11 protein-coding genes are annotated in these 12727 nt (G+C 57.2%); 3 read left to right on the top strand and 8 right to left on the bottom strand.

Annotated elements, in window-relative coordinates:
- Positions 1-88: 88 nt before the first annotated feature.
- Entirely contained in the window at positions 89-835 is a 747-nt protein-coding gene (locus tag OHL19_RS03800; protein WP_263356254.1) for a glucose 1-dehydrogenase, read from the bottom strand.
- A gap of 172 nt (positions 836-1007) precedes the next feature.
- Here OHL19_RS03800 and OHL19_RS03795 point away from each other — a divergent pair, with 172 nt between their 5' ends.
- Positions 1008-1412: a helix-turn-helix domain-containing protein gene (locus OHL19_RS03795; protein WP_263356253.1), complete on the top strand. Its 405-nt coding sequence runs from the start codon at positions 1008-1010 to the stop codon at positions 1410-1412.
- 106 nt (positions 1413-1518) lie between these two features.
- Here the strand turns inward: OHL19_RS03795 and coaD are convergent, their stop codons facing one another.
- From coaD to OHL19_RS03780, 3 genes are all read right to left on the bottom strand, one after another.
- Positions 1519-2016, bottom strand: a complete 498-nt coding sequence (gene coaD / locus OHL19_RS03790) for a pantetheine-phosphate adenylyltransferase (protein WP_263356252.1) — start codon at positions 2014-2016, stop codon at positions 1519-1521.
- Positions 2017-2116: 100 nt separating this feature from the next.
- A complete protein-coding gene (recA, locus tag OHL19_RS03785; protein WP_263356251.1) occupies positions 2117-3193 on the bottom strand; it encodes a recombinase RecA in 1077 nt (358 codons plus the stop codon).
- Between the two features lie 379 nt (positions 3194-3572).
- Positions 3573-4595 carry an LLM class flavin-dependent oxidoreductase gene (locus OHL19_RS03780; protein WP_263356250.1) on the bottom strand — a complete coding sequence of 341 codons (1023 nt, stop codon included), beginning with the start codon at positions 4593-4595 and terminating at the stop codon, positions 3573-3575.
- Positions 4596-4727: 132 nt separating this feature from the next.
- Between OHL19_RS03780 and OHL19_RS03775 the strand changes: the two genes are divergently transcribed.
- Together OHL19_RS03775 and OHL19_RS03770 are read left to right on the top strand one after the other, a co-directional pair.
- Positions 4728-5072, top strand: a complete 345-nt coding sequence (locus OHL19_RS03775) for a PadR family transcriptional regulator (protein WP_263356249.1) — start codon at positions 4728-4730, stop codon at positions 5070-5072.
- A gap of 10 nt (positions 5073-5082) precedes the next feature.
- Positions 5083-7773, top strand: a complete 2691-nt coding sequence (locus tag OHL19_RS03770; RefSeq protein ID WP_263356248.1) for an ABC transporter permease — start codon at positions 5083-5085, stop codon at positions 7771-7773.
- Positions 7774-7844: 71 nt separating this feature from the next.
- Here OHL19_RS03770 and OHL19_RS03765 read toward each other — a convergent pair whose 3' ends face one another.
- The 4 genes from OHL19_RS03765 to pncA all read right to left on the bottom strand — a co-directional run bounded on the left by OHL19_RS03765 (position 7845) and on the right by pncA (position 12671).
- Positions 7845-10577 (bottom strand): ABC transporter permease, encoded by a 2733-nt coding sequence (locus OHL19_RS03765; protein ID WP_263356247.1) that lies wholly within the window; start codon positions 10575-10577, stop codon positions 7845-7847.
- A 9-nt stretch (positions 10578-10586) separates the two neighbouring features.
- Entirely contained in the window at positions 10587-10928 is a 342-nt protein-coding gene (locus OHL19_RS03760) for a PadR family transcriptional regulator (RefSeq protein ID WP_263356246.1), read from the bottom strand.
- 171 nt (positions 10929-11099) lie between these two features.
- Positions 11100-11927, bottom strand: coding sequence for a Bax inhibitor-1/YccA family protein (locus OHL19_RS03755; RefSeq protein WP_263356245.1), 828 nt, complete (start codon positions 11925-11927; stop codon positions 11100-11102).
- A 69-nt stretch (positions 11928-11996) separates the two neighbouring features.
- Entirely contained in the window at positions 11997-12671 is a 675-nt protein-coding gene (gene pncA, locus OHL19_RS03750; protein WP_317890538.1) for a bifunctional nicotinamidase/pyrazinamidase, read from the bottom strand.
- Positions 12672-12727 lie beyond the last annotated feature (56 nt).

The following is a 12727-nucleotide window of genomic DNA, read 5'->3' as shown; positions in this document are numbered from 1 at the left end:
TTCACACAGACGCTCGGACAAACGGAAAAGCCCCCTCAATGCTCGCATTGAGGGGGCTTTCAAGTGCCTTGTTATTTAGTGCTGCTATTTACCGCAGTCCGCCGCTGGCGATGATCTGCTCACCGGTAATCCAACCGGCATCATCGGAAGCCAGGAACGTGGCGATTGAAGCGATCTCTTCCGGCTTGCCGGTACGGCCGAGCGGAGTCTGCGCATTAAAGTGCGTCTCAAATTCAGAGCCGATGAAACCTGCGCTCTGCGTTCCTTCCGTCTCAACAATGCCCGGATTGATGGCATTGACGCGGATTTTCTTAGGCCCAAGCTCTTTCGCCAGGACTCCGGTAATCGCGTCTACCGCACCCTTGGTGCCGGTATAAACAGCGGAGTTCGCAGGTGTAAGCCGGGTCACAGCAGAACCGATGTTGATGATGCTTGCGCCCTCACCGAGATGCTTTACCGCTGCCTGTGTAACGAGAATCAAGCCAAGCACATTGATGTTGAAAATCTTATGGAAGTGGTCTTCCGTGATGTCCCCGATCGGCGCAAATTCGTACACGCCGGAGTTGTTCACCAGGATATCGAGACGTCCGTAGCTCTTGATGGCCGCGTCGATGATGCCCTCCGCCTCGGCTGCCTTTGAAACATCTCCACCAACGGCAACAGCTTTTCCGCCAGCCGCTGTGATGGCGGCGACGACTGCCTCTGCGCCGGCTTTGCTGGAAGCATAATTTACAACAACCGATGCGCCTGCTGCGGCGAGTGACTTGGCGATGGCGGCTCCAATACCTTTGGATGCGCCGGTAACGACTGCGACTTTGCCTGTAAGTTTGCTCATGACGAAATCCTTCGAAATTCCCTGTATCAGATGGACAAGTGAAACTGCATGAGTTGCGCAGGTTCAGTATCAGTAGCTGCACGTTAAGATGGGAACCGATAGTACAAGGATTCAATAGTTCTGAATTTATGAACTATATAAATGTATAGATTCGGGGCTATGATAATCAGGTATGAGGCCCCTCTTTCACCCCGCAATTGAAGACGTGACGGTGGAAGCAATCCTCCACGCGCTTTCCGATCCCGTTCGAGTGGCTATCTACGCTGACATCGTCGGCGCGAATTGCTCACAGAACTGTTCCAGCTTTCTGACTGTCAGCGACAAGACTATACCCAAATCAACGCTCTCCCAGCACTTCAAGGCGCTGCGGGAAGCAGGGCTGATCCGCGGCGAGCGTCAGGGCGTCGAGATGCATAACACCTCGCGATGCGCCGAGATTGAGCAGCGCTTTCCGGGGCTGATCGGCTCGATCGTCAATGCGCATAACATCCAGGAGGCAGATAGGCTTCGCGCTTCGAGGCTTGCCAAGCGCAGATCGGCTTCCTCTGCCAGGACGGCGAATCACAAAACGTCCTAATTTTCTGCAAGGCCGATTGTTAATTTCAAGACTGAGCCTCAGTTATAAAACCGAGGCTGGGCAAAGTAAGCACGATAGAAAATCCAATATTGTTCCACGTGGAACATTAAGTCTGAATTTCACCCTTTTTGATCCGGCCGCGCAGCCGCTTTAAAACATTTGCAGGCACCAATCCCTCAACGGAACCGCCAAAGCTGAAAACCTCTTTTACCATCCGCGAACTGACGAACGAATACCGCCCTGCCGGTTGTAAAAACACTGTTTCTACTTCAGGAGCCAACCGCCGGTTCATGAGTGCCATTTGGAATTCATATTCGTAATCCGTAATGGCTCGAATTCCACGTAGAACGGCAGTGGCGCCATTCTGGCGGGCAAAATCGACCATCAGCCCATCGAAGGTGGCGACTGTAACATTTTCTAATTGCCGGGTGGATTCGCGCAGCATTTCTACGCGTTCTTCAACCGTAAACAGCGGGTTTTTTATGGGATTATTCAGAATTGCTACGGTTAGTTGGGTAAACAGTTTGGCACCGCGCCCGATTAAATCCAGGTGGCCGTTGGTCAGGGGATCGAAGGTGCCGGGGTAGATTGCTTTTACATTCACAGAGGCTGCTCCCCACGGATTTTAGCAGTGCGGCACGGAATTCATTGCAAATGGCGAACGGCCACCTTCGCGGGTGGCCGTTCGCAGGTTGGGATGCCTTTTACTTTTTAGCGCGGACGGCTTGAGCTGCCACGGCGGGGCCGTCTGCTGGAACGTCCGGGACTTCGGCTTTGGCTACTGCGCCGATGCCGAGTTTGGTGCGAACCAGGGAGTCCATCTTGGTAAAGACTTCCGGATTGTTTTTGAGAAAGGTGCGGACGTTTTCGCGGCCCTGGCCGATACGCTCGCCGTCGAAGCTATACCAGGCGCCGGACTTCTCGACGATGTTATGCAGGACGGCCAGATCGAGAACATCGCCTTCGCGGGAGATGCCTTCACCGTAGAGGATGTCGAACTCGGCTTCGCGGAAGGGTGCTGCGACCTTGTTCTTGACGATCTTGACCTTGGTGCGGGAGCCGACAACCACATCGCCTTCTTTGACGGCGGCAATGCGGCGGATATCCACGCGGACCGAGGCGTAGAACTTCAATGCGCGGCCGCCGGTGGTGGTTTCGGGATTACCGAACATGACGCCGATTTTTTCGCGGATCTGGTTGATGAAGATGAGCGAGGTGCGCGACTTGGAGACGGTGCCGGTCAGCTTGCGGAGGGCCTGAGACATCAAACGGGCTTGCAGACCCATGTGCGAATCGCCCATTTCTCCGTCGAGTTCTGCTTTGGGAACCAATGCGGCTACGGAGTCGACTACCAGAACGTCGATGGCTCCGGAACGCACCAGGGCTTCTGTGATTTCAAGGGCCTGTTCGCCGTAATCCGGCTGCGAAATCAACAGATTGTCCGTATCTACGCCCAATTTGCGGGCATAGATGGGGTCCAGTGCGTGTTCGGCATCGACGAAGGCTGCGAGACCGCCAGCCTTTTGGGCCTCGGCGATGATCTGCAGGGTGAGGGTGGTTTTGCCGGAGCTTTCCGGTCCGAAGATTTCGATGACGCGACCGCGGGGAACGCCGCCTACGCCGAGGGCTGCGTCAAAGCTGATGGATCCGGTCGAAATGACGGAGATGGGCACAATTGCGTCCTTGGCGCCCAGACGCATGATGGAGCCTTTGCCAAACTGCTTTTCAATCTGTGAGAGTGCGCTTTCTACTGCTTTGGCGCGGTCTTCGGCGTATGCCATGCTTTCTTCTCCTGTCGCGCTCCAGGCCTACTTGGCCCTTTCAGCGAAGGCAAAGACAGGTCTATTTAGGAAGTCGCTTCACAATGTTCTATCGAACGGATTGTAGCAGGAATGGCGTGGTGAATACTAGAAGAAAAGGCGAAAGTTTGTTGTGGTGAGGTGGGGAGGGTGGATTACCTTTGCTGGAAGGGAAAGGGGCGGGGTTAACAGCAGATTCCCTGCGGGAATGACAGACAGAAAGGCAAGGGCAAGAGCAACTGCAAGGGCCAGCAGCAACTGCAAATGCTAACAGCAGATTCCCTTCGGGAATGACAGACAGAACTGCAAGAGCAACTGCAACTGCAAGGGCAAATGCAAAGGCAAATGCCCGTTGTGGGATCTAGCGCCAGTTCAAGGCGGGGGCTACGGTGGTTAGGATTGCTTCCAGGACGTGCGCGTTGTAGGCGACGCCTAGTTGGTTTGGAACGGTTAGCAGTAGGGTGTCGGCCTCTGCGATTGCTTCGTCTTCCTTTAGTTGGCGGATCAGGAGATCGGGTTCGGCGGCGTAGCTTCGGCCGAAGATGGCTCGTGTGGATTGATCGATGAAACCGATCTTGTCCCTTTCCTGGTCTCCTCGTCCGAAATAGGCGCGATCACGGTCGTCGATCAGCGCGAAGATGCTGCGGCTGACGGAAACGCGCGGCGTGCGAGCGTGTCCGGCTTCTTTCCAGGCGGCGCGGTAGGCACGGATCTGCGTTGCTTGCTGGATGTGGAAGGGTTCTCCGGTCTCGTCGTCTTTGAGGGTTGAGCTTTGCAGGTTCATTCCCAGCTTTGCGGCCCAGACAGCGGTCGCATCCGAACCTGCGCCCCACCAGATACGATCCCGCAATCCCTCGGAGTTTGGCTCAAGACGCAGCAGGCCTGGCGGATTTGGAAACATCGGACGTGGGTTGGGTTGAGCGAAACCGTTGCCGCGTAGCAGTTCAAAAAACTCTGCGGCGTGACGCCGGCCCATGTCGGCGTCTGTTTCACCCTCTGCCGGGCGGTAGCCAAAATAGCGCCAGCCATCGATCACCTGTTCCGGCGAACCGCGGCTGATTCCCAGTTGCAGGCGTCCGCCGGAGATGAGATCCGCGGCGCTGGCGTCTTCTGCCATGTAATGAGGGTTCTCATATCGCATGTCGATCACGGCGGTGCCGATTTCAATGTTGCGTGTCTTTGCGCCGACTGCCGCAAGCAATGGGAACGGGGATGCCAGTTGTCGCGCAAAGTGATGAACCCGGAAGTAGGCTCCGTCGATTCCCAGGCGCTCGGCCTCGATGGCGAGGTCAATCGATTGCAGGAGCGTATCAGCCGCCGACTGCGTTTGCGATTGAGAGGACGGTGTCCAATGGCCGAAGGAGAGGAAGCCAATTTTCTTCATGGTAGATAAGTCTACCGTCCTGGGTCTGCGTTTGCGGCGCGGCTGAAGCGTGGCCTTCCAAAACAAGGGCTATTTTATAAACTCGAGAATACCTATTTTCAAAATAGGTATTCTGACATTACAATTGCCGCAATGGCGAAGAACCCTGAACATCGCGACCTTTTTCCCGGCGCACTGGAGATTATGATCCTCCAATCGCTGAAGCTGAAGCCTATGCATGGCTATGCGCTGGTGAAGCATATCAAGCAGGTTTCCGATGATCTGCTCCAGGTGGAGGAGGGTTCGCTCTATCCGGCTCTGCAACGAATGTTGAAGGAAGGCTGGCTGGAAGCCCAGGCCGGAACCTCCACCAAGGGCAGGCCAACGCGGATTTATCGGCTCACTGCTGCGGGCATTCATCATCTTGAAAGCGAAGTTGTCAGCTTCGAGAGGATGTTTGCGGGCTTTGCCCGTGTGCTTGCCGCAGCCAAGGCATAGGAGGTGTGGATTGTCACGATTCAGTCGCTTCTTCTTTAGAAATCGCAGGTATGACGACATCTCGGTCTCCATTCAGGAGCACATCGACGAGCGGGTCGATGAACTGATGGAAGTGGGTATGTCGCGCGAAGTGGCTGAACGAACGGCGCGTCGCGACTTTGGCAATGTGACACTCCTGCGAGAGCGGAGCCATGAGGTGTGGCAGTGGCAGAGATTGGAGTCTCTGCTGGTGGATCTGAAGCATGTGTTTCGCAGGCTGAGGCGGTCGCCGGGATTTGCGATTACGGTGGTGCTGACGCTGGCGATCGGCATTGGTGCGAATACGGCGGTCTTCAGCGTGCTGAACAGCGTGTTGCTGAGGCCGCTGCCTTATCCGGAGCCGGAGCAACTGGTATCGCTGCACCTGAATGCGCCGGGCGCGCCGGGGCTGGCCGAGTTTCGTAAAGAGCTGCGGTTGTCTGCCTCGATGTATCTCACGTTTGCTTCGCACAACCGCGTGTTTCAATCTGTCGGCGTGTGGAGTTCGAACACGGCCAGCATTACGGGGCTGGCCGAGCCGGAGCAGGTCAACACGGCGATGATCTCCAGCGGCATTCTCGAAACATTGGGTGTTCCCGCGCTGCATGGCCAATGGCTTACAGAGTCCGATCAGGACCCGCATGGGCTGGGCCGGGTGATGTTGAGTTATGGCTATTGGCAGCGTCGCTTTGGCGGAGACCCCGGCGTTGTGGGGCGCACTATCAGCGTAGATTCGCAGCCGCGGGTGATTGCAGGAGTGATGCCGCGCGGGTTCAAGGTGGTGAACTACGACTTCGATCTGCTGGTTCCTGCGGGTCTCGATCCAGTCAAGGAACATCTCGCCGGCTTTATGTATCACGGTATCGCACGGCTGCGACCGGGGGTTGCGATTTCTCAGGCGAATGCCGATGTGGCGGGCCTGCTGAATGTGTGGATGGACTCGTGGACGAATGGAGCGGGGAGCGATCCGCACTGGTATCTGAACTGGAAGATTACCCCGGCCCTGGAGCCTCTGAAAGAGACCGTGGTGGGCAGTATCCAGACGGTGCTTTGGGTGGTGATGGCGACGATTGGCGTGGTGATGCTGATTGCCTGCACCAACGTGGCCAACCTACTGCTGGTGCGTGCCGATGGGCGGCAGCAGGAGCTTGCGGTGCGTTCGGCGCTTGGCGCGGGGCGATGGAGGATAGCGCGAGGGCTTTTGCTGGAGAGCGTTACGCTGGGCCTGCTGGGCGGAACGGCGGGTGTGGCCGTGGCGTATGCCGGGCTGCGTCTGTTGACGACGATCGGACCGGGGGAACTGCCGCGTCTGAGCGAGATTTCGCTGGATGGCTGGTCTGTCGCGTTCACATTGGTTCTCTCCGTGCTTTCGGGCCTGTTCTTCGGCGCTATTCCTGTATTCCGATACGTGCCTTCGCGACAGGGCCCGACGTTGCTGGGGGCGATGCGCACGGCGAGCGTGAGCCGCGAACGTCAGCGGGGACGCAATGTGCTGGTGGTGGCGCAGGTGGCCATGGCGCTGGTGCTGCTTATCGGCGCGGTGCTGATGATCCGCACCTTTCTGGCGATGCGCAATGTCGATCCGGGCTTCTCTGATCCTGCATCTCTGCAGGTGATGAGGCTTTCTATTCCGGAGACGCTGGTGCATGATTCGATGCCGGTGGTGCGAATTCAGAACAGCATCCTGGACAAGCTGGCTGCGATTGGCGGCGTTTCGTCGACGGGCTTTGTGGCTTCGGTTCCCATGAGCGGAGCAGAGCCGAGCTGGGACGAGATTTTGATCGAAGGCAAGCAGAACGAAAGCGATAATGCCCCGATGCGCCTCTACAACTATGTGTCGCCGGGATACTTTCACACGGCGGGCACGCGATTTGTGGCTGGGCGCGATTTCACGTGGGCGGAGATCTATAACGTGAGGCCGATCGGCATTCTCTCGGAGAGCCTTGCTCGCGAGCTTTGGGGATCGCCGCAGGCAGCTATCGGCAAGCGCTTCCATGAGTTCTCAGGCCAGCCGTGGCATGAGGTGGTGGGTGTGGTTCAGGATGTGCGCGAAAACGGAGTGGACCAGGTGTCGCCCGCAACTGTCTACTGGCCTTCGTTGATGAACGATGTCACTGCTTCGGACAAGCTGGGAGTGTGGCGCACGATGTACTTTGCGATACGCAGCAATCGCGCCGGAAGGCAGGACTTCATCAACGAGATGCAACAGGCGGTGTGGTCGGTGAATTCAAATCTGCCGGTTGCGGAAGTCAGTACGATGCAGGATATCTACAGCGGCTCGATGGCTCGGACTTCGTTCACGCTGGTCATGTTGGCGATTGCGGGGACGATGGCGTTTGCTTTGGGCATTCTCGGGATCTATGGCGTGATTTCGTATGCTGTTTCGCAACGGACTCGGGAGATTGGGATTCGCATGGCGCTGGGCGCGAAGAAGAGCGAGCTGGTGTGGATGTTCGTTCGGTCGGCGCTGGTGCTTACCGGCGTGGGAACTGCGATTGGCCTGGGAGCGGCGGCGGCGCTGATGCAGCTCATGCGGACGCTGCTGTTTGGCATCAGTCCGCTGGACCCGGTGACGTTTCTGGCAGTGCCGGTTGCGTTGGTTGCTGCGGCGGTGCTGGCGAGTTATCTGCCTGCATTGCGCACCAGTGCTGTCGATCCTGTTGAAGCGCTGCGGGCTGAGTGATTGGCCTACAGCCTGCAGTTGTTTAAGTCGGAAGAGTAAAGAGGTCGTGCATAGGCTAGTCGGTGCGTGGGCTAGTCAGCGCGCAGGGTTTGGATGAGATTGGTGGAGGCGGCGCGACGGGCTGGAATCATGCTCGCTACAGTTGCTCCCAGAATCAGTGTGCCGATGGCTATGAGGAGAGCTGTGGGGTCCAGGATGCTGACCTGGTAAAGGCGGTTGGCAAGCAGTTTTCCAAAGAGAATGGCCAGGGGAATACCTAGAATGAGGCCGATCGTAACCTGTGTGAATGCTCCTCGAAAGATGAGTGCGGCTATGTTGGTGCGGTTGGCGCCGACAGCCATGCGTATACCGATTTCGCTAGTGCGGCGGGCTACGGTATAGGCGGTTACTCCGTAGAGGCCGATGGAGGCGAGAACGAGAGCTAGGATACCGAAGAGTCCGCTGAGCTGAGCAACGGCTCGCTGCTGGTCAAACTGCGTGTCGACGAGCTGCTGTACAGGCTGAATGTCGATGATTGCGAAGTTGGGATCGACGAGCCGGAAGGCTTCACGAATACGAGGCTCAAGCGTACCGAGATCGCCGGAGTAGTAGAGCTGTGCTTCGTTAATGAAGTGATCCCATTTGTCATCGGCCTGGAGGATTTCTTCTGTATAGATTATGTGCTGGGCAAGGGCTCCAAAGGCCATGGGCGGTGGCGGCTTGCTTAAGTCTCCGGACTTGGCGTCAGCTACTACTCCTACGATTTCAAACGCATTGCTGTAGGCGGGCAGATGAAAGCCGAAGTATTTGCCGATAGGGGGCTGGCCGCTGAGGAACTTTTTGACGAAGGCCTGGTTGACGACCACTACGCCGCGAGTGTCGGCACGATCTGAATCGAGGATGCCTCGGCCCTGGAGAATAGGAAGGCCGATGGTTTCGAAGTAGCCAGGACTTACACGATTCCACATGGTGTTTTCGGATCCATCGAGGCGGGGCATTCCTTCGCCGGGTTTGACGACTGCTTCTTGCCAGCCGCCTATAACGGGGCCGTCGAGTGCAAGACTGGCGTTGTGGACTCCGGGAAGTTGCGCGAGGCGAGCTCGCAGGTCGCGGTAGCGGAGGCTGAGCTGATCGAGAGTATAGTCCGCGAGTGGCGGCTCCATCTGGATACTGAGGCGGTTTGCTGTGGCAAAGCCGAGATCCTGATTCTGGAGATTGAGGATGCTGTGGGTGAGCATACTTGCTACGGCGATGAGTACGACGGAAAGCGCGGACTGAAAGACGATGAGTAGTTTTTGCGGGAGTGCGGCGCTTTTGTGGGTGGCGCGGTTGGCTCCGCGAAGGGATTGGATTGGATCCGTGGCCGAGGATAGCCATGCTGGCACAGTGCCGAAAAGAAGGCCAGTGAGCAGGGACAAGCCGAGGCAAAAGCCGAGTACAGGCAGGGATGGGCGTACGTCGATAGGAACGCTGGTTGAGTGACGAAAGGCCACGGCTATAACCAGCTTTGCGCCAAGCCATGACAGGCCGATGCCAGCGATGCCGCCAAGGAGCGCGAGGACCGAGCTCTCGGTAAGCGCCTGGCGCAGGATGCGCAGACGCGATGCTCCCAAAGCGAGTTGCAGAGCTATCTGGCCGCGACGCGCGATTCCCCTGACAAGAAGAAGATTTGCGATGTTCGCACAGGCAATCAGCAGGACTGCGAGGCACAGAGCGAAGAGTAGCCGCAAGCTGTCCTGATAGGCGTCGCGCATGGTTCCGATGCCGGAGCCGCCGGGCGTGATCTGGATGGTCTGGCGGGTGAGTTGCTCTGCGGATCGCGGGCGATTTTGGGGTGGAAGATCGGCGTCTGTAATGAGCCAATGCTGAAGGGTTGCAGTGAGTGCATCGGATACGCCGCCGATGCTTGCGCCGGGGCGCAGATGCCCGATGAGATGGAGCCATGCCTGCGATGGAATGAGGTTGAAGGCATCCTTGCCGTCGGTGAGAAATTCTGTCTGAAGAGGAACCCATATCTCGGTAGGTGTGCTGCTGAGGGTTTCGCCAAAAAAGCCGGGAGGTGCTATGCCGATGATGGTGAAGGGATGGGTCTCAATGTTAAAGGTCGCTCCGATGACGGATGGGCTGGAGTTGTAGTTTTGCTGCCAGGAGCGGTAGCTGAGTACAGCTACCGGCGTGGCGTTCTGCTGATCGTCTGCTTTGGTAATCAAACGACCGGCGAAGGCTTGCAAGCCGAAGGTCTGGAAGTAGTTGCCGCTGACATACTCGCCGAGGAGCGGCCGCGCTTGCGAGATGGAAGTACTGTCGCGCACGCTGAGAACGCCTGCATTGCCTTGAAATGCGGCAACGTTGTCGAATTGCGGCGCGGCTGCTTCGATTTGTTTGTATAGGGAGTAGGAAAAGACCTGCCAGTTGCCTTGAAGCGCCCCCGTCGAACAACAGTCATTACCAGAGCCGATGCGATAGAGATGGGATGGATCGACGACTGGAAGCGATCTCAACATGACGGCATGAACCAGCGAAAAGATAGCTGTGGTTGCTCCGATACCGAGCCCGAGCGTGAGCATGACGGTGACGGTGAAGACAGGAGCAAGACTAAGCTGGCGGAGTGCGTAACGGATATCCTGAAGAGCCTGTTGCAGCCAGACACGATGCCAGACGGTGTATGTTTCTTCACGGATTGCGGAAACATTGCCGAATTTTCGTGAGGCGGCTGTGCGGGCCTGCTCGGGAGTCATACCCCGTGCAAGATTTTCCTGGACTTCGAAATCTATATGGTCGCGAATTTCCTGGTCCAGCTCGTTGAGATGCCGATCTCCGTCCATTCGTGCTCCTTACTCCGCGGGGCGGAGGATTTGCGCAATTGCCTGGGTGAGTTTTTCCCACTTGCCGGTCTCTACAATGAGCTGCTTTTTGCCTTTGGCTGTGAGCTTGTAATACTTGGCACGACGATTGTTTTCCGATATTCCGTCCTGTGCGCTGATCCAGCCCCGTTTGATAAGCCGATGCAGCGCGGGGTAGAGCGAACCCTGCTCGACAAGAAGGACATCTTCGGAGTTGCGTTCGATGGCTTTCGCGATGGCATGACCGTGCAGCGGGCAGAGAACAAGCGTGCGGAGGACGAGAAGATCCAGTGTGCCCTGTAAGAGCTCTATACGGTCAGCTTTGGTAGACATTCTAGGGGAATGATAAAACAAAGTGCCGGGCTGTCAAGAAATAAACAATGAGGATATGCAGAGCTTGTTCTGCAGAGTCAGGCACAAGAGAGAGTTGGACTGGCTCTAAAACGCCGAGGTATGCCGTGAAAGATCACGGCATACCTCGGGTGTTTGTTCATTCGTGACGTTTTAGTTTCTGCGGCTTACTTTGCTTAATAGGCGAAGCATTTCCAGATACAGCCAGACCAGCGTGACCATGATGCCGAAGGCGCCGTACCACTCCATGTATTTGGGGGCGCCGTATTGCACGCCTTTTTCAATGAAGTCGAAGTCGAGGACGAGATTGAGAGCGGCGATGCAGACGACGATCAGGCTGAATCCGATGCCGATGACGCCGGAGCCGTTGATGGATGTGAAGTGGATGCCGAAGATGCCGAGCACCATCTCAAGCAGGTAGAAGACTGCGACTCCGCCGGTGGCTGCGATGATGCCGAGGCGGAACTTTTCGGTGACCTTGATCAGGCCGGAGCGATAGGCGAGAAGCAGGACGAAGAGCGTGCCGAAGGTGAGGCCGACGGCCTGGATCGCGATGCCCGAGGACTGCACGTTATACATCGCAGAGATGCCGCCGAGGGCGAGACCTTCAAGGAGCGCATAGGCAGGCGCGGTGACGGGCGACCACTCTTTTTTGAAGATGGTGATCAAGGCGCAGATGAAGCCGCCGATCAGACCCCCGAAGAGCCAGGGCCCTACATCTGCCGGGTTGCCGGACTGCATGAAGAGATGCCAGGTCCAGCCGGCGGTAGCGATGGCGCATACGAGCAGGATGCCGGTTTTGTTGATGGTGCCGTTGAGCGTCATGCGCGAGGTGATGTCGCTGAAACCTCCACCACGGCCAAAGCGCTCGCCGTATTGACCTTGCGTTCCATACGGAATGGCCTGTGCGCCGCGGTTTGGTTGTCCGCGGAAGGCGCTGTCGCTCAGTGCTGGATTGGACGTTCTCATGAGTTGCGGCATTATTTCTCCCTTATTACCGATTGTTCCCGCTCCGGTTGGGCTGAGGCTATAGCCGGAGATTTTCTACTACTATGATAGACCCGCGCTGGAGAAATTCGATTCAAGACAAGGTTGGATATCGGTCGCCTGGATGCGCTTGACGCCGAGTTCTGCGAATTCCTGGCCGGTGGCCTCGACGGAACCGGGAAGGCCGACGGCGCGGCAGGCATCTTCAATGACGAACGCAGAGAAGCCTGCGCGGACTGCATCGACGGCGGAGAAGCGGACGCAGTAGTCATAGGCAAGGCCGACGAGGAAGATGCGCTGAAAGCCTCGTTCGCGGAGATAGCCGGCAAGGCCGGTGGGCGTGGTCTTGTCGTTTTCGAGGAAGGCGGAGTAGGAGTCGATGTTGGGACGAAAGCCTTTGCGGAGGATGAGTTCGGCGTGGGGAATGTCGAGATCGGGATGGAAGTCCGCGCCGGGGGTTCCCTGGACGCAGTGGTCAGGCCAGAGGGTTTGTTCGCCATACGGAGCCTGGATGGTTTCGTAGGGATGCCTGTGCACGTGTGAGGCCGCAAAGGAGTGATGGCCTGGGGTGTGCCAGTCCTGGGTGAGGATGACGTGCCGGAAGTGTTGCGCGAGCTGGTTGACGATTGGAACTACCGCGTCCCCGTCGGGGATTGCCAGGGCTCCTGCGGCGCAGAAGTCGCGTTGAACATCGATTACGAGCAGGGTGTCTTTATCCGAAATGGCCATCTTTTCCATACTCTCTCCCATACGCCAAACTTTACCCTAACCGGGGTTGGAGATTTCCTGTCTAA

It is taken from the genome of Acidicapsa ligni (assembly GCF_025685655.1).
Classification (GTDB): Bacteria; Acidobacteriota; Terriglobia; order Terriglobales; family Acidobacteriaceae; genus Acidicapsa; species Acidicapsa ligni.
The sequence above is the reverse complement of the archived record's forward strand: the minus strand, read 5'-3'. Positions and strand labels throughout refer to the sequence as shown.

Coding starts and splice junctions, on each gene's coding strand:
- OHL19_RS03800 (WP_263356254.1), bottom strand. CDS start 835: ATGAGCAAACTTACAGGCAAAGTCGCAGTCGTTACCGGCGCATCCAAA.
- OHL19_RS03795 (WP_263356253.1), top strand. CDS start 1,008: ATGAGGCCCCTCTTTCACCCCGCAATTGAAGACGTGACGGTGGAAGCA.
- recA (WP_263356251.1), bottom strand. CDS start 3,193: ATGGCATACGCCGAAGACCGCGCCAAAGCAGTAGAAAGCGCACTCTCA.
- OHL19_RS03780 (WP_263356250.1), bottom strand. CDS start 4,595: ATGAAGAAAATTGGCTTCCTCTCCTTCGGCCATTGGACACCGTCCTCT.
- OHL19_RS03775 (WP_263356249.1), top strand. CDS start 4,728: ATGGCGAAGAACCCTGAACATCGCGACCTTTTTCCCGGCGCACTGGAG.
- OHL19_RS03765 (WP_263356247.1), bottom strand. CDS start 10,577: ATGGACGGAGATCGGCATCTCAACGAGCTGGACCAGGAAATTCGCGAC.
- OHL19_RS03760 (WP_263356246.1), bottom strand. CDS start 10,928: ATGTCTACCAAAGCTGACCGTATAGAGCTCTTACAGGGCACACTGGAT.
- OHL19_RS03755 (WP_263356245.1), bottom strand. CDS start 11,927: ATGCCGCAACTCATGAGAACGTCCAATCCAGCACTGAGCGACAGCGCC.
- pncA (WP_317890538.1), bottom strand. CDS start 12,671: ATGGAAAAGATGGCCATTTCGGATAAAGACACCCTGCTCGTAATCGAT.